Raw genomic sequence first — 16,543 nt, forward strand, 5'->3', positions numbered from 1 at the left:
CTCGGGGGACCGTCGTGTTCGGAATCGTCAGACCCTGCACCCACCGGCTCACGGACGGGCTCAAGGCCGAGTGGATGGCCCATCTCTGCGGGCTCTGCCTGGCACTTCGCTCCGACCACGGCCAGTTCGCCCGGGTCGTCACCAACTACGACGGCCTGATCGTCTCGGTTCTGACGGAGGCTCAGGCCGAGCGCACCTCCGCATCGCGGCGCACCGCGGGGCCCTGCCCGCTGCGCGCCATGCGCACCGCGCCGGTCGCCCGCGGCGAGGGCGCACGGCTCGCGGCGGCCGTCTCGCTGGTGCTGGCCTCGGCGAAGATCCGGGACCACGTCGCCGACCGGGACGGGGTGTTGGCCCGCAGGCCGGTGGCCGCCGCCGCGCGCCGGGTCGCCGCCGGCTGGGACAGGGCCGGCGCCCGCACCGGGGCCGAGCTCGGCTTCGACACCGCCGTGCTGCTCGACGCCGTCGACCGGCAGACCGGCATCGAGGCGCTGGCCGGACCGGGCACCGCGCTGCTGACCGTCACCGAACCGACCGAGACGGCGACGGCGGCCGCCTTCGCGCACACCGCCGTGCTCGCCGGACGGCCGGAGAACGGGGCACCTCTCGCCGAGGCCGGAAAGCTCTTCGGGCGGCTGGCTCATCTGCTGGATGCCGTGGAGGACAGGGAAGCTGACGCCGCGTCGGGTGCCTGGAACCCGCTCACGGCCACCGGCACATCGCTGGCCGAGGCCCGCCGGCTCGCGGACGACGCATTGCACGGCATCCGGCTCGCGCTGAGGGATGTCCGCTTCGTGGACGACAAGCTCGTGCATGTGCTGCTCGCGCACGAGCTGCGGACCTCGGTGAACCGGGCCTTCGGCACGACGACCTGCTCGCACCAGGGCTCCGGCGCACCGCAGAATCCGTACCAGGGCGGCGGCTACGGGCCGGGCGGCCAAGGACCGTACGGCTCGAACAACCCCTACGGCGGCGGCAACCCGGGCGTGCCCGGCGGGCCGGGCGGGCTGCCCCCGCAGTTCGGCGGCGGCGAACCGCCCACGCCCAAGCGGCGCGGCTTCCTGGCCGGCTGCGCGGTTTTCACCGGGCTCTTCTGCACCTGCCAGATCTGCTGCGCCAAGGAGTACGAGGGTCCCTGGTCGCGCAAGAAGCGCGAAGGCTGCTGTCGGGACTGCGACTGCCCGGACTGCTGCGACTGCTGCGGTTGCGACTGCTGACCCGACGTCAGTTCAGCGGCGTGAGGGGAGGGGTTGCGTGGTGCGGTGCCGGTGAAGGCACGGGAAAGAGAGAAGCAGCGGGGTCGGCTCGACGGCTCAACAGGACGCGGACCACACGCGACCGAGGTCGATGTGGGAGCGCTTGACCAGCCACTGCTGCGCATGCATGGCCCAAGTTGAACAGGCATCCGTTTCCGCGTCAACTGACCTGCGACGTACGGCTCACAGTCTGGACAGGCTTGACAGCGGCCTGTGCCGAGCGCCTAGCCTCGGCAACGGATCGTGCTGAGGGGCTCGGTCCACCTCGCGTTTTCCGGTGAAGGCATCCCGTGTTCGATCTCTGCATCCACGGAGCCTTCGCATGGCTGTGCCCACAGAGCCTTCGATAGTCGTGATCGGAGCCGGTCCGCGCCCGACCGGCTTCCTTGAGCGGCCGGCCGCCGATCCGCCCGAGTCGTACGCGTCCGCGCGGTCCGCGCTCTGCCTTCTGCGCGATCCCTCCTGCCGTCCCCGGCTCACCGCCTGACCCGCGGTCCTTCCCCCCAGACCGTACGACCAGACCTCGAAGGAACCCCATGTCCGCCATCCGCCCCTTGCACCTGGCCGTCGCTCTCGACGGCCCGGCGCGGTACGACGCCGCGTACTACGTCGCACTCGCCCGGCTCGCCGAGCGCGGCGCACTCGACTTCGTCACGCTCGGCGACTCCTTCGCACGGCCGGGACTCGACGCGCTCGCCGTGCTCTCCCGGGTCGCACCGGCCACCGAACGGATCGGTCTGGTGCCGACCGTGACCACCACACACACCGAGCCCTTCCATGTGTCCACGGCGGTCGCCACGCTCGACTGGGTGAGCCGCGGCCGGGCCGGCTGGCAGGTCGACGTGTCGACCACCGGGGCCGAGAGCCGGCTCTTCGGCCGCCGCCTGCCCGCACCCGCGTCCGACCTGTGGCGGGAGGCCGGCGAGGTCGCCGACGCCGCCGCCCGGCTGTGGGACAGCTGGGAGGACGACGCCGAGATCCGCGACAGAGCGACAGGTCGCTTCATCGACCGTGACAAGCTGCACCATGTCGACTTCGAGGGCGGCACGTTCAGCGTGCGCGGACCGTCGATCGTGCCCCGGCCGCCGCAGGGACACCCGGTCATCGTCGTCGACGGCACGGCCGAGCCGGGCAGGGACGCCGCCGCACGGCACGCCGACGTCGCGCTCATCCGCGCCGGCTCGCCCGAGAAGGCGGCCGCGCTGCGGGACGACCTCCGTCGCCGGGCCGCGGCGCACGGCCGCGACCCCGCCACCCTGCGCGTCCTTCTCACGCTCGTCGTCGACCTCGGCGCGAACGAGTCCGCGCGCGAGCCCGGCCTGGACAGCGGGCCACGGCTCGCGGCCAAGGGCTCGTACTACAGCGGCGGTCCGGTCGACCTCGCCGAACTGATCACCCGGTGGCACGCCCAGGCAGCGGTGGACGGCTTCCACCTCGCGCCGATCGCCCCGCACCGGGACCTGGAGCGGATCGTCAACGGCACGGTCGCACTGCTCCAGCACCGCAGTCTGTTCCGCACCTTCCATCCGGGCGGCACGCTGCGCGAGCACCTGGGCCTCGCCCGGCCGGCCAACCAGTACGCCGTGACCGAGCAGTACGCCGCGACCAGCCCGTACGCCGTGACCACGGAGGCATCATGACGCGACGGCAGATGCATCTCGCGGCCCACTTCCCGGACCCCGGCAACTCCACCGTCTGGACCGATCCCCGTTCCCGCAGCCAGATCGACTTCGCCTCCTTCGAGCATCTCGCCCGCACCGCCGAACGCGGCCTGTTCGACTTCCTCCTGCTCGCCGACGGGCTGCGGCTGCCCGAGCACAGAGGCCGCATCCACGACCTGGACATGGCCGGCCGACCCGAGTCGATCACCGTGCTGAACGCCCTCGCCGCCGTCACCGACCGGCTCGGCCTCGCCGCCACCGTCGACGCCACCTTCAACGAGCCGTACGAACTGGCCCGTCGGCTCGCCTCGCTGGACCATCTCAGCGGCGGACGCGCCGCCTGGCACGTGGTGACCTCCTCCGACGACTCCACCGGAGAGAACTTCCGCAGAGGGGGCTACCTGGACCCGGCCGACCGCCGCACCCGGGCCGCCGAGTTCGTCGCGACGGCCCGCGAACTGTGGGACTCCTGGACGCCGGACGGAACACCGAGGCCCTTCTCCCACACCGGACAGCACTTCACGATCGAGGGCGAGTTCACCGTCCCGCGCTCGCCGCAGGTCCACCCCGTCGTCATCCAGGCCGGCGACTCCGACGAAGGCCGCGAGCTCGCCGCATCCACCGCGGACGTGGTCTTCTCCCGGCACGGCACCTTGGAGGCGGGCCGTGCCTTCTGCGCCGACGTCAAGGGCAGGCTCGCCAAGTACGGCCGGGTCCCCGGCGACCTCTTGGCCATGCCCGGCGTCACCTTCGTCCTCGGGGCCACCGACGCCGAGGCGCAGGAAAAGGCCGCCGAGATCCGCAGACAGCAGGTCTCGCCACAGCACGCGATCGTCGCGCTGGAGCGGATCTGGGGCCGGGACCTGTCCTCGTACGATCCGGACGGGCCGATGCCCGAGTTCGACCCGGACCCGGACCGCGACCCGGGCCCCGACCCGGAGTCGACGTTCGTCCAGGGCCGGGTCGGGGCCGGCGATCCGTCGGCCGTCGCCGCCGAGTTGCGTGCGCTGTCGCAGGCCAAGGGCCTGTCGATCCGGGGGACCGTCATCGAGACGACCAGCAGGCCGTCCTTCATCGGCACCGCGCAGTCCGTGGCCGCGGCCATGGAGGAGTTCGTGACCTCGGACGCGGCCGACGGCTTCGTCCTCGTCCCGTATCTCGTGCCCGGCGGGCTCGACGACTTCGTCCAGCAGGTGGTGCCGCTCCTCCAGGAGCGCGGAGCCTTCCGTACGCGGTACGCCGGCTCGACGCTGCGCTCGCATCTCGGGCTGGGCGAACCCGTGTGGAAAGGTTGACGACATGACCTCCGACGCCCAGCAGGACTGGAAGAACTGGCAGGAACAGCGCACCGCGACGGTCTCGGCGCCACACGGTCCGCTCTCGCTGATCGGCACGTACTGGCTTTCGGACTACCCGGAGGGGCGAATTCCGGCCGTGCCGGGAGGGTGGCGCGAAGAGGGTGAGGACGTGGTGCTGACGGCCGCCGCCGAGGACGGTCTGACCATCGACGGACAGCCGCTGACCGGCGAAATCCGTCTCGCCGCCGACCACGGGCCGATCCACGCGTCCCGGGTCGCGCACGGCGAACGACGACTGGTCGTGATGCGCCGCGAAGGGTTATGGGCGGTACGGGACTTCGACCCCCGATCACCCGCGCGGCAGGCGTTCCAGGGCATCGAGGCCAGCGCGTACGACGCCCGCTGGTCGCTGCCGGGACGGTTCCGTCCGTACGACGAACCGCGCAGCGTACGGGTGCGGAACGCGGACGGACGCGAGCGTGGGCTCGGCCTCGGCGGCGAGATCGTCTTCGAACTCGACGGCGAGGAGCGCACGTTGCAGGTGGCCGTCGAGGCGGACGGCTCGCTCTGGGCCGTCTTCGCCGACGCGACCAGCGGAAATGGAAGCTACCGCTTCCGGTTCCTGCGGCCCGCGCCGCCCGCCGAAGACGACACGGTGACCGTCGACTTCAACCGTTCGCTGCTGCCTCCGTGCGCTTTCGCGGACCACTTCATCTGCCCCTTCCCGCCGCCCGGCAACACCCTCCCGGTCGGAATCGACGCCGGAGAACGGAACCTGCGGAGCGGCTGACCCGTCTGACCCACCGGATGGACTGCACAGCCCCGATGGCCACTTGGCTGCCGGGGCCATGAGTCGTGGGTGCGCGCAGCGGCCGAAAGACGCCCTTGCGCCGGAAGTTGACGCACCGAATACTCCCGAACAGCGCTTGTCAGGAGCACGGCTTGTCCGAAAAGCGAACGTGATTGACATGCTCGCGTCGGAAGTGTTCCATGGCTGCGCCTCACGGGCCCCGAACCCCACAACGGGCCCCCGATTCCCCCATGGAGGAACGACAAGTGAGGATCAAGCGCACCACCCCCCGCAGTGCCACGGCGAGACGTACCCGTCTGATCGCCGTAACCACCGGCCTCGTCGCCGCTGCCGCCATGGCCGTCCCCGCGGCCAATGCCGACCAGGCCGGTACCTTCAGCGCGAACCAGCTCACCGCCGCGAGCGACGCCGTGCTCGACGCCGATGTGGCCGGCACCGCCTGGAACATCGACCCCGCCACCAAGACCCTGCTCGTCACCGCCGACAGCACCGTCTCCAAGGCCGAGATCGCCAAGATCAAGAAGGCGGCCGGAGCCAACGCCGGCGCCATTCGCGTCGAGCGCACTCCCGGCACCTTCTCCAAGCTCATCGCCGGCGGCGACGCCATCTACGCCTCCAGCTGGCGCTGCTCGCTCGGCTTCAACGTCCGCAGCGGAAGCACCTACTACTTCGTGACCGCCGGTCACTGCACCGACGGCGCGGGCACCTGGTACACCAACTCCTCGCGTACCACCACCATCGGCCCCACGGCCGGCTCCAGCTTCCCGGGCAACGACTACGGCCTGGTGCGCTACTCCAACACCTCGCTGTCCCACCCCGGCACCGTCGGCGGCCAGGACATCACCAGCGCCGCCAACGCCACGGTCGGCATGTCCGTCACCCGCCGCGGCTCCACCACGGGCACCCACAGCGGCTCCGTCACCGGCCTCAACGCCACGGTGAACTACGGCGGCGGCGACATCGTCTACGGCATGATCCGCACCAACGTCTGCGCCGAGCCCGGCGACAGCGGCGGCCCGCTCTACTCCGGCAGCAGGGCCATCGGCCTGACCTCCGGCGGCAGCGGCAACTGCTCCTCCGGCGGCACCACGTTCTTCCAGCCGGTCACCGAGGCGCTCAGCGCCTATGGAGTCAGCGTTTACTGAGGCACGACCACCGCAGTAAGCAGCAGTCGAGCCCTCGTCCGTATGAAGGACGGGGGCTCGGCGTCTTGTCGGCTTGTCCGTGTCTGAGAGGATGTCAGAAGGTCGGGCACAGGCGGGACGGGGGTTGCGGGGCAGTGAAACGCATTGGAGTGACCGGCCACCGTGGCATTCCCCCTGAGGCCTACGCCCATATCTCCGCCGGAATGCGCGCCGTGCTCCGCGGTCTCGACGGCTCCATGGAGGCGCTCTCCAGCCTCGCCGCCGGCGCGGACCAGCTCTTCGCCGACATCGCCCTGGACTGCGGGGCGGAACTGACGGTGGTCATTCCGAGCGACGACTACGAGAGCGGCTTCCGGGCGCCGGCCGAACTGGCCCGCTACCAGCAGCTGAGGGGCCGCGCCACGCGCGAGATCCAGCTGGCCTTCCCGTACTCCACCGACGAGGCCTACTACGCGGCCGGCGCCTATATCGCCGACAACTGCGACCGGCTCCTCGCGGTCTGGGACGGCCTGCCGGCCCGCGGCCTCGGCGGTACGGCGGACATCGTGCGGTATGCGCGCGACCGCGGGAAGCCGGTGACCGTCATCTGGCGCGAGGGCCTGGAACGGCCGCCGTACTGAGAACTGCGTCTTCGAACGGCGTCCTCGCTGATGTGGCGTCAACTCCGGTGCCGCACCAGCCAGTCGGTGTGCTGTGGCGACACGATGCGCTCGGTCTCGTACACCGCCGAAGGCCACTGCGCGTCGGAGACCGTGGTCTCCATCGCCGTGTGCATCGCCGCAAGGTCCTCCTCGACCAACGAGTGGGCCGCGATGAGGGGTTGATGGCGGCGGATCTCGCTCCAGGCCAGACACGCGGCCGCCGCGGCCGACAACACCCCTGCCACATGAAGGGAGTCGGCGAGCGAGAAGGTCCGCAGCAGAGCGAAGAACAGCGCAAGCAGCGTGAGCAGTCCGATCGAGACCGACCAGAGCATGGTGACGCGGCGGTAGATGTCGGCGCTCCGGTGGTACCAGTTCCGCTGCTCGATCAGCCGGTCCCTGATGTAGGTCTCCTTGCGTATGCTGAAAGGCTTGGCGCGCAGCTGCCGCATGGCCGTGGTGATCAGCTCCGCGCCGGCCACCTTGGGCACGGTCGTACGCGGATCCTGCCAGCCCACCTTGGTCAGCTCCCGCAGCCCTTCCTCCAGCCGGACCCTGAACAGCTCGTCGGAATCCGGGGAGTTGGCGTCGAGGGCCGAGGCGGCCTCGAAGGGGGCTCCATGGACGGAGTAGCGCCAGCAGACGGACTTGATGAACTCCGCCGCGGAGCGGTTTAGTTGCCAATGCGACTTTGCTCTGCGCCTCGAAGCGCGGTAGCTGATCACCAGCACGCCGGCGTACGCCAACGCGCTGAGTGCGCCCGGTAGTTGGAAGCTGTCAGCGCGTGTCAGGTTCGAGGGGAGCGCGGCCATCGCCGCCCCCACGACCAATAACAGCAGCTGATAGCGGGTGGCGCCGACAGCTTCGCGCTGACGGGCGATGGCTATGGCGTCCGTGTGATGGAAGAGAACCGGCAGATCGTTGTTACGGAACACCATGCTTTGCAGTGGGCCGGGAATCCCGGTCATGTGCACCCCCGTCTGCAGTTTTGTCGTCACTCGTTAGGCGGAATGGCTCGTTCCGTACTCTGCTGCGAGAATGTTATGCAACTCTGCGGCCACAGGTCTTCGACCTGAGTTGCTGCGAGTGGATGTGAGAGTAAAGTCGTGCCGCCGGCATCGCAATGGTGCGTGGTATCTGTGCTGCACACAACAGGTCACAACATCAAGGACGGCCCTCATGACGTTTCAGACTTCCGCCTCCTTCGCCGCTGCGAAGAAGAACAGAGTCCCGCTGGCACAGATCGACGTGCGTGCCGACGACGCCGCCAAGAAGCTGGCCCGGGTCATCCCCGTCACCGCCGGCCGTACCGTGCGGGCCGCGACCTTCAACTCGGCTCTCTAGACTGGGCCTAGACTGGCGGAATGACTGGACCCTTGGTCCCATTCCGCGAGATCGTATTGAAGGTTCACAGCAGATGCGATCTTGCATGTGACCATTGCTATATCTACGAACACGCTGATCAGAGCTGGCGTACCCGCCCGAAGGCGATCTCTGACGAAGCGATTTCCTGGACAGCTCTGCGACTGGCCGAGCATGCCAAGAGACATGCCCTGCCCTCCGTGTCAGTGATCCTGCACGGAGGGGAGCCACTTCTGGCAGGACCCGCACGACTGCGACGCGTCTGTGAGGAGCTCACCAAAGCCCTCGACTCAGTCGCCGAACTCGACCTCAGGATCCACACCAACGGACTGCAGCTCAGCAGCCGCTACCTCGACCTCTTCAGTGAGTACAACCTGAAGGTCGGCATCTCCCTCGACGGCGACCGCGCCGCCAACGACCGCCATCGCCGCTTCGCGGACGGCCGCACCAGCCATCCGCTGGTCCTCAGAGCCGTCGATCTGCTCCGCGAGGAGCGCTACCGCCATCTCTATCTCGGCCTGCTGTGCACGATCGACGTGGCCAACGACCCGATCGCGGCCTACGACGCGCTCGCCGAGCTCGAACCGCCCCGTATCGACTTCCTGCTGCCGCACGCCACCTGGGACGACCCGCCCGCCCGTCCGGACGGCTCTCCCACCGCCTATGCCGAGTGGCTGCTGAAGATCTTCGACCGCTGGGACGCACAGGGCAGGCAGGTGCCGGTACGGCTCTTCGAGTCCGTGCTCTCCACGCTCTCCGGCGGCCCCAGCCTCACCGAGTCCTTAGGCCTGGCACCCACCGATCTCGTGGTCGTGGAGACCGACGGCACGCTGGAACAGGTCGACTCGCTCAAGAGCGCCTACGAAGGCGCCGCGGCCACCGGGTTCGATGTGTTCGCCCACTCCTTCGACGAGGTCGCGGCCCACCCGGGAGTCAGAGCGCGTCAGCTCGGCCTTGCCGGAGTGAGCGAGACGTGCAGGCAGTGCCCGGTCGTACGGTCCTGCGGCGGCGGTCTCTACACCCACCGCTACAGCTCACGGAACGACTTCGACAACACCTCGGTGTACTGCGCCGACCTCGAAGCGCTGATCCGCGGCATCGAGCAGCGCACGGCCGCGGCGACCGTCTCTCCCGCCGTCACTGATCCCGGCGTTCTCGCGGCCCACCACCAGGACCTCACCCGCTATCTGCTCGCCACCGTCAACATCGGGCTCGAAGGACGCGGCGGTGAAGCCTGGCGCGAGGCCTGGGAGCTGGCGGCCGCTCTGGAGGAGCGCTCGGACGCCCTCGACCCGGTCCTCGGCCACCCGTACAGCCTCAGCTGGCTGCGGGACACTCTGGCCGCGCTGCGCGAAGGACGGCCGGAGGCGGCCGAACTCGCGCTCCGGCTGCCCTCGTATGTCGCGACCGCTGTCATCAGAGGCGGGCTCGACGCCACAGTCCGCGTGCCCTGGAGGGACGGCAGGCTCTGGCTGCCCACGCTCGGCGAGCTGCGGCTCGCGGGCTCCGGCGAGCACGGTGAGGCCGAGGTGTGCGCGGCCGACGACGGGTTCCGGGTGCTGATCGCGGGCCAGGAGGCCCGGCACGTACGCATCGACGAGGAGAGCGACGACTGGCTGCCCGTACGGACACTGGGCGGCCAAGGCGCGCCGGCGCTGCGGCTGGACGACCTCGATCCGCACCGCGACTGCTTCGACGCACCCGCGCGCGAGCGGCTCGACTCCCGTGAGGCGGCGCTGTGGGGCGAACGGCTCATCAAGGCTTGGGCCCTGCTCCAGGACGCGGTGCCGCAACAGGCCGCGGAGGCCGCCGACAGCCTGACCACGCTGACACCGCTGACATCGGGCGGGCCGTCGGTCGGCGGGCACGGCTACGGCGCGCTGGGCATGGCACTGCCCGCCACTGCCGAGGAGTTTGCGGTCGCGCTGTTGCGCGGCTTCCGGAGGGCCAAACTGCGTGCCCTGGTCGATGTCACGGATCTCTACGCGCAGGACGGCTGGTGGCAGCATCCGGCGCCCTGGCAGGACGAGCCGGTTCCGTTCTCCGAACTGCTGGCAGGTGCGTACGAGCGGATCGGGCTCGAGGCCTTCGATCCGGACGAGGCCGACCGGGCCGGGCGCGCGCTGGAGACCCTGGAGCGCGCGGCCGAGCTGACGGTCGGCGGGCGGCGCCTGCTGGACGAGCTCCGCAAGGAGCACGGCCGTGGCTGAGCGCCGTGCCGCCGGCCCGCTGGTGGAACGGCTGCGGGAGCTGGGCGTACAGGGCGGCATGACGCTGCTCGTGCACGCCGCGCTGCGCGCCACCGGCCTCGGCGCGGACGCCCTGCGGGACGCGCTGCTGGAGGCGCTCGGCGAGGACGGAACGCTGGTGGTGCCCGCATTCACCGAGGAGAACTCCGACACGTCCTTCTCGTACCGCACCCTCGTACGGGGAATGACACCCGAGCAGGCGGCGGCCTTCCGGGCGGACATGCCGGCCTTCGACCCGGCCGGCTCGCCGAGCCAGGGGATGGGCCGGTTGGCCGAGTCCGTGCGCACGGCCGACGGGGCCATACGCAGCGCCCATCCGCAGACCTCCTTCGCGGCGGTCGGCCGGCGGGCCACGGAATTGCTCGCCAGTCATCCGCTCACCTCGCATCTCGGTGACAGCTCCCCGCTGGGAGCGCTCTACCGGGCCGGGGCCCATGTTCTGATGATCAATGTGGATTTCGACGTCTGCACCGCATTCCATCTCGCCGAATACCGCACCAAAGCACCCCTGCGCACCTACCGTTGTGTGGTGCAGCGACCTGACGGGGGTAAGGAATGGACGGAGTACGAGGACGTCCATCTTGACGACAGTGATTTCGACGCGATCGGCGCCGCCTTCACATGGGGTATGGAGCAGAAGGGACAACTGGGAGGAAGGCCTGCAAGGCTGTTCTCGATCAAGGACGCGGTCGATCATGCAGAGAACTGGATGACCGAAAAGCGGTGTTGATTGTCTGAACGCCAGGGGGATGGAGTGTGTCGGACTCCGTAATGATGAATTCGCCTGCATCAGTCATCGAAGCGGGATGCGGATGCGGGCGTCAGAGGGGACGGGGGTCGTGTGTCGGAACGAGGGCAGCAGCGTGCGGCGGACCATCGGCCGTATTTTTTCTTGAGCTATGCCCATACGCCGCGGTACGGGGCCGGTGGCCCTGATCCGGACATGTGGGTGGAGCGGCTCTTCCGCGATCTTTGCGGCCATGTCATGGCGATGACGGACTTACCGGCCGGCGCGCCCGCCGGCTTCATGGACCGCGAGATCCGGTCGGGGGAGGGATGGTCGGAGCGGCTCGGTGAAGTCCTGGCCACCTGCCGGGTGTTCGTACCGCTGTTCTCGCCGCGGTACTTCGCCAGCGAGATGTGCGGCAAGGAGTGGTACGCCTTCGCCCAGCGGGCGATCTACCACCAGGCGAAGAGCAACCGGCCGGCGGAGGCGATCGTGCCCGCGCTGTGGGTGCCGATGCCGCCGGAGCAACTGCCGGGTCCCGCCGAGCGGTTGCAGTTCAACCACCGGGCCTTCGGCGACCGCTATGTCACCGACGGCCTCTACGGCCTGATCAAGCTGCGGATATTCGCCGAGGAGTACGAGGCGGCCGTCTACGAACTCGCCAAACGGATCGTCGCTGTCGCCGACACTACGCGCGTCAGTTCCGGCAGCCCCGTCGACTACCGGCATGCGCCCAGCGCCTTCGGCAAGCCGACCGGCGGACCCCGGCCGATGCACCTGACGGTCGCCGCGCCCACCCAGCACGAACTGCCCGAGGGCCGCGCGCCCGACTACTACGGCAAACAGTCGCAGGACTGGAATCCGTACCATCCGGACTCCGCACGGCCGTTGGCCTATGTCGCACAGGATTTAGTGCGCTCGCTCAACTACCAGGCCACGGTCTCCTCCTTCGACCACGAGACACCGCCGGATCTCAGCCAGCCGCCCACCCGGCCGGAAATACTGCTCGTCGACCGCTGGGCGCTGGAGGACGACGACCGGCGTCAGCGGCTGGCCGCGTTCGACGCCGAGCCCCGTCCGTGGGTGAGCGTCGTGGTTCCGTGGAACCGCGACGATCCGCAGAGCCGGGTGTCGGAGGCCGAGTTGGTGCAGAAGCTGGAGCGGACCATGCCTCATCAGATGCGGCAGGGCCGTGCCGCCTGCCGCGCGGCCGCCAGAGGAGTGCTCAGCATGGAGGCCTTCGGGCAGATCCTGCCGCAGGTGGTGGAGTCGGCGGCGCAGGAGTATCTGCGGCACGCCGAGGTCTTCCCGCCGACCCCGCCCGCCGGCGCGTCCCGGACCGAACGGCCCAGGCTCCGCGGCCCGATGGCCGAGTACGGCACCACCCAGTACGTCCCCAGCACGCATGGAATCGGCTCCGATGCGGAGGACACGGATGACAGCCAGTCGTGACGGACGCATCGTCACCTTCTATTCGTACAAGGGAGGTACGGGCCGCACGATGGCCCTGGCCAACACGGCCTGGATCCTGGCCGCGAACGGCAAGCGGGTCCTGGCGGTGGACTGGGACCTGGAAGCGCCCGGCCTGCACCGCTTCTTCCACCCTTTCCTCGACCCGTCCACACTCGGCGCCACCACCGGCGTCATCGATCTGATCACCGAGTACGCCTGGGCCGCGATCACTCCCGACGCCGGCCGCCGCGACGACTGGCATGTCGACTACGCGCGCATCCAGCCGCATGCCGTCTCGCTCACACCCGAGGCACTCGGCTGGGAGTTCCCCGACGGCGGCACGCTCGACTTCGTCTCCGCGGGCAAGCAGAACCGCGAATACTCCGCGACGGTCTCCACCTTCGACTGGGACAACTTCTACGACCGGCTCGGCGGCGGCCTGTTCTTCGACGCGCTGCGCGAGGACATGAAGGCCAACTACGACTACGTCCTGATCGACAGCCGTACCGGCCTGAGCGACATCGCCGACATCTGCACCGTCCATCTGCCCGACATACTCGTCGACTGCTTCACCCTCAGCGACCAGTCCATCGACGGCGCGGCCGCGGTCGCCCGGCAGATCGACGAGCGCTACGGCGGCCGGGGCATCAAGATCTATCCGGTGCCGATGCGGATCGACGAGGGCGAGAAGGAGAAGGCGGACGCCGGACGGGCCCTGGCCCGGCTGAAGTTCGACCGCTTCCCGAGCGGTCTGAACGGCGATGACCTCACCGCCTACTGGGGCGCGGTGGAGATTCCTTACCGGCCCTACTACGCCTACGAGGAGACCCTGGCCACCTTCGGTGACGAGGCCGGGCTGACCAACTCGCTGCTCTCCGCCTTCGAACGGCTCACCGCCGTCGTCACCGAACAGCAGATCACCTCCATGCCGACGGTCGGCGAAGAGGTCAGGCTCCGGATCAGGGACGCCTTCACGCGCCGCCGCCCGGCGCTGCCCGCCGACCTCTTCCTCAGCTATGTCGCCGAGAACCGCATGTGGGCGGACTGGGTCGAGTACCAGCTCACCCGGGCCGGATTCCGCGTGGTGCCACGCGATGTCTCGGCCGAGCGCGACCCCGCGGACCAGGACACGGTCGCCGCCGAGAACGCGGCCCGCACCGTCGTGCTGCTGTCCAGCGCCTATCTCAAGTCGTCCCGGGCGGTGGAGGTCTGGTCACGGACCGCGGCCGAGGATCCCGGCGGCAGCCGGCACCATCTGCTGCCGGTCCGCGTCGGCGACGTCCGGCTCACCACGCCGTATATCGACCGCAATCCGGTGGATCTCTTCCGGCTCGACGAGGTGCACGCCACCACGGCGCTGCTGCGCGCACTCGACCGGCCGGTCCAGCTGACCGACAGCACATCGCCGGGACCGCGCTTCCCCGGAACCGTGCCGAAGATCTGGAACGCGCCACCGCGCAACCCCGGATTCACCGGACGCTCCGTGGTGCTGGAGCGGATGCGCGACCAGCTCGGCGGCGGCATGTCGGTGGCCGCCGTGCTGCCGCAGCCGCAGACCCTGTACGGGCTCGGCGGCGTCGGCAAGACACAGGTGGCGCTGGAGTATGTGCACCGCTTCATGGCCGACTACGACCTGGTGTGGTGGATCTCCTCCGAACAGCCCGACGATGTGATCGCCGGTCTGGCCGAGCTCGCCGTACGCCTCGGGGCACAGGGCGGCGAGGACATGGCCGCCGCCTCGAAGGAGGCCATCGACCTGCTGCGCCGCGGCCAGCCGACCTCCCGCTGGCTGCTGGTCTTCGACAACGCCGACGATCCCGAGCAGCTCAAGCAGTTCTTCCCGCCGCAGGGCCCCGGGCACATCCTGGTCACGTCGAGGAACCAGACCTGGTCGCAGTACGGCGACGCGCTGGCCGTCGACGTGTTCCTGCGCGAGGAGTCCATCGAGCATCTGCAGCGCCGCGCCCGCGGGCTGACCATCGAGGACGCCGACCAGGTCGCCACCGCCGTCGGCGATCTGCCGCTCGCCGTCGAACAGGCCGCGGCCTGGATCGCGGAGACCGCGACACCGGTCGCCGAGTATCTGGAACAGCTCAAGGATCAGGCCGCGAGCGTCCTCGCGCTCAACCAGCCCGTCGGCTATCCCGAACCGGTCGCCGCGACCTGGAACGTGTCGATCGAGCGGCTCAAGCAGCGCTCGCCGGCCGCGGTCCGGCTGCTCCAGCTCTGCGCCTTCTTCGCGCCCGAGCCGATTTCCGCCAACCTTCTCTACAGCAAGGAGATGATCGACGCGCTCAAGCCGTACGACGCCTCCCTTCAGGAGAAGCTGGTGCTCGGCCGGGTCATCCGGGAGATCGGCCGGTTCGCGCTGGCCAAGGTCGACCAGGTCTCCAACTCCATCCAGGTGCACCGCCTGGTGCAGGCGGTCATCCGCGCCCAGCTGACCGAGGAGGAGCAGCAGGACGCGCGGCACGCCGTGCACCGGGTGCTCGCGGGAGCGCGGCCCGATGACGACGAGCCGATCGACAACCCCGAGACCTGGGCGCGGTTCAACACCATCTGGCCGCACCTCGGCCCCTCCGAGGCCCGGTACTGCAAGGAGCCCGAGACCCGCCGGCTGATCATCGACCGCGTGCGCTACCTGTGGAAGCGCGGCGACTGGAACACCGCGGCGGCGCTCGCCGACGATGTCCGTGAGTCGTGGCGGGAGATGCTGGGCAACGACGATCTCCAGTACCTCTATCTGCGCTTCCACCTCTCCAACATCTACCGCTCGCAGGGCCGTTATGTGGAGGCCAAGGAGCTGGACGAGGTGACCCTGGAGCGCCAGCAGGCGGTCCTTGGCCCGTCCCATCCGCATACGTACATGACCACCAGCGGTCTGGCGATGGACCTCGGCACGCTCGGCCAGTACGGCAGGGCCATGGAGCTGGCGAACGAGGCGCACGAGGGATTCAGCCAGATCTTCCACGAGTCCCATCCGCGTACGCTCGCGGCCGCCAACAACCTGGCGCTGAACCTGCGCATGGTCGGCCAGTACGCCAGAGCCCGCGAGATCGACCAGGAGGTCTTCGACCGGCGCACCGAAGTGCTCGGGCCGGAGCATCCGTACACCCTCTCCTCGGCCATGAACCTGGCGCGCGATCTGCGTGAGGTCGGCCGGTACGAGGACTCGGTCGCACTGCTCAGCCGGACCTACGAGATCTACAAGGAGCAGCTGGGCCGGGCCTTCCCGGGCACGCTCGCGGCGGCCAAGAGCCTGGCCGTGTCGCTGCGCAGGGCCGGCAGGGTGGAGGACGCGCGGCGGCTGACCACGGCAACGCGCAACCGCTATCGCGCCAAGTACACCTCGGCCAACCCGGACTCGCTCTCCTGCGATCTGAATCTGGCGGCCGACCTGTTCGCGGCCGGCGAGCCGGTCGCGGCCCGGGACCTGGCACAGGAGGTCGTCGACCAGTACATGAAGGTGCCGGGCGAGCGGCATCCGTACACCCTCGCGGCCATCAACAACCTGGGCATCTTCCAGTGGGGCTGCGGCGATCCCGAGTCCGCGGAGGCGCTGCTGCAGAAGGTGTCGAGGACGATGCGCGAGGTCCTGGGCGAGAGCCATCCGCACGCGCTGTTCGCCACCACCAACCTCGCCAACGCCCTTGCGGATCTGGGCAGTCTGGAGGAGGCGCTGGAGATCGAGCAGCGGACGGTGACCCGGCTGCGCGAGGTGCTCGGCCCGCACCATCCCGAGGTGCTGGGCATCGCGTCCAACATGTCGGTCACGCTCGGACTGCTCGGCCGCAAGGACGAAGCGGCGCATGTGCGGGCGGAGACCGTGCAGGAGCTGGTGCGCCAGCTCGGCGAGGAGCATGCGCTGACCCGGATCGCCCGGGACGAGCGCAGGGTGCACCGCGACCTGGAGCCGCTCGCGGTGTGAGCCCGGGGACCCC

At 69.7% G+C, this 16,543-nt stretch carries 13 protein-coding genes; 12 read left to right on the plus strand and 1 reads right to left on the minus strand.

Annotation, left to right across the window (positions count from 1 at the left end):
• Positions 1-14: 14 nt before the first annotated feature.
• The 7 genes from ACH4YL_RS16105 (at position 15) to ACH4YL_RS16135 (ending at position 6,791) form a co-directional block, all read left to right on the plus strand.
• Complete coding sequence (locus ACH4YL_RS16105) at positions 15-1,217, plus strand: DUF5685 family protein (protein ID WP_398507951.1); 1,203 nt, start codon at positions 15-17, stop codon at positions 1,215-1,217.
• Between the two features lie 361 nt (positions 1,218-1,578).
• The gene (locus ACH4YL_RS16110; protein ID WP_398507952.1) at positions 1,579-1,743 is read left to right on the plus strand and encodes a hypothetical protein; all 165 of its coding nucleotides are present in this window, start codon (positions 1,579-1,581) and stop codon (positions 1,741-1,743) included.
• A gap of 49 nt (positions 1,744-1,792) precedes the next feature.
• Positions 1,793-2,896 (plus strand): LLM class flavin-dependent oxidoreductase, encoded by a 1,104-nt coding sequence (locus ACH4YL_RS16115; protein WP_398507953.1) that lies wholly within the window; start codon positions 1,793-1,795, stop codon positions 2,894-2,896.
• Between the two features lie 11 nt (positions 2,897-2,907).
• A complete protein-coding gene (locus ACH4YL_RS16120; RefSeq protein WP_398508366.1) occupies positions 2,908-4,212 on the plus strand; it encodes an NtaA/DmoA family FMN-dependent monooxygenase in 1,305 nt (434 codons plus the stop codon).
• Between the two features lie 4 nt (positions 4,213-4,216).
• A complete protein-coding gene (locus ACH4YL_RS16125) occupies positions 4,217-5,005 on the plus strand; it encodes a DUF1684 domain-containing protein (RefSeq protein WP_398507954.1) in 789 nt (262 codons plus the stop codon).
• A gap of 266 nt (positions 5,006-5,271) precedes the next feature.
• Complete coding sequence (locus ACH4YL_RS16130) at positions 5,272-6,171, plus strand: S1 family peptidase (protein WP_398507955.1); 900 nt, start codon at positions 5,272-5,274, stop codon at positions 6,169-6,171.
• 134 nt (positions 6,172-6,305) lie between these two features.
• Positions 6,306-6,791, plus strand: a complete 486-nt coding sequence (locus ACH4YL_RS16135) for a hypothetical protein (protein WP_398507956.1) — start codon at positions 6,306-6,308, stop codon at positions 6,789-6,791.
• Positions 6,792-6,829: 38 nt separating this feature from the next.
• On the opposite strand, the gene ACH4YL_RS16140 is transcribed toward ACH4YL_RS16135, so the two are convergent.
• Positions 6,830-7,750, minus strand: coding sequence for a DUF4231 domain-containing protein (locus tag ACH4YL_RS16140; RefSeq protein ID WP_398507957.1), 921 nt, complete (start codon positions 7,748-7,750; stop codon positions 6,830-6,832).
• Between the two features lie 241 nt (positions 7,751-7,991).
• On the opposite strand from ACH4YL_RS16140, the gene fxsA reads away from it, so the two are divergent.
• From fxsA to fxsT, 5 genes are all read left to right on the plus strand, one after another.
• On the plus strand, positions 7,992-8,156 hold the full coding sequence (fxsA, locus tag ACH4YL_RS16145; protein ID WP_398507958.1) for an FxSxx-COOH cyclophane-containing RiPP peptide: 165 nt from the start codon (positions 7,992-7,994) through the stop codon (positions 8,154-8,156).
• 20 nt (positions 8,157-8,176) lie between these two features.
• On the plus strand, positions 8,177-10,384 hold the full coding sequence (fxsBH, locus tag ACH4YL_RS16150; RefSeq protein ID WP_398507959.1) for a radical SAM/SPASM protein FxsBH, inactivated beta-hydroxylase extension form: 2,208 nt from the start codon (positions 8,177-8,179) through the stop codon (positions 10,382-10,384).
• A gap of 58 nt (positions 10,385-10,442) precedes the next feature.
• Positions 10,443-11,153 carry an aminoglycoside N(3)-acetyltransferase gene (locus tag ACH4YL_RS16155; RefSeq protein WP_398508367.1) on the plus strand — a complete coding sequence of 237 codons (711 nt, stop codon included), beginning with the start codon at positions 10,443-10,445 and terminating at the stop codon, positions 11,151-11,153.
• A gap of 111 nt (positions 11,154-11,264) precedes the next feature.
• Positions 11,265-12,602, plus strand: coding sequence for a TIR-like protein FxsC (locus tag ACH4YL_RS16160; protein ID WP_398507960.1), 1,338 nt, complete (start codon positions 11,265-11,267; stop codon positions 12,600-12,602).
• Positions 12,586-16,530 carry an FxSxx-COOH system tetratricopeptide repeat protein gene (gene fxsT / locus ACH4YL_RS16165; protein WP_398507962.1) on the plus strand — a complete coding sequence of 1,315 codons (3,945 nt, stop codon included), beginning with the start codon at positions 12,586-12,588 and terminating at the stop codon, positions 16,528-16,530. Before ACH4YL_RS16160 ends, fxsT begins: the two co-directional genes overlap by 17 nt.
• Positions 16,531-16,543 lie beyond the last annotated feature (13 nt).

The organism is Streptomyces sp. NPDC020681 (assembly GCF_044334895.1).
In the GTDB taxonomy this organism is placed as follows: domain Bacteria; phylum Actinomycetota; class Actinomycetes; order Streptomycetales; family Streptomycetaceae; genus Streptomyces.

What these genes read in the sequence shown, in the direction of transcription:
- ACH4YL_RS16120 (WP_398508366.1), top strand. Translation starts at nt 2,908, where the DNA reads ATGCATCTCGCGGCCCACTTCCCGGACCCCGGCAACTCCACCGTCTGG.
- fxsT (WP_398507962.1), top strand. Translation starts at nt 12,586, where the DNA reads ATGACAGCCAGTCGTGACGGACGCATCGTCACCTTCTATTCGTACAAG.
- fxsA (WP_398507958.1), top strand. Translation starts at nt 7,992, where the DNA reads ATGACGTTTCAGACTTCCGCCTCCTTCGCCGCTGCGAAGAAGAACAGA.
- ACH4YL_RS16110 (WP_398507952.1), top strand. Translation starts at nt 1,579, where the DNA reads ATGGCTGTGCCCACAGAGCCTTCGATAGTCGTGATCGGAGCCGGTCCG.
- ACH4YL_RS16125 (WP_398507954.1), top strand. Translation starts at nt 4,217, where the DNA reads ATGACCTCCGACGCCCAGCAGGACTGGAAGAACTGGCAGGAACAGCGC.
- fxsBH (WP_398507959.1), top strand. Translation starts at nt 8,177, where the DNA reads ATGACTGGACCCTTGGTCCCATTCCGCGAGATCGTATTGAAGGTTCAC.
- ACH4YL_RS16115 (WP_398507953.1), top strand. Translation starts at nt 1,793, where the DNA reads ATGTCCGCCATCCGCCCCTTGCACCTGGCCGTCGCTCTCGACGGCCCG.
- ACH4YL_RS16155 (WP_398508367.1), top strand. Translation starts at nt 10,443, where the DNA reads ATGACGCTGCTCGTGCACGCCGCGCTGCGCGCCACCGGCCTCGGCGCG.
- ACH4YL_RS16140 (WP_398507957.1), bottom strand. Translation starts at nt 7,750, where the DNA reads ATGGTGTTCCGTAACAACGATCTGCCGGTTCTCTTCCATCACACGGAC.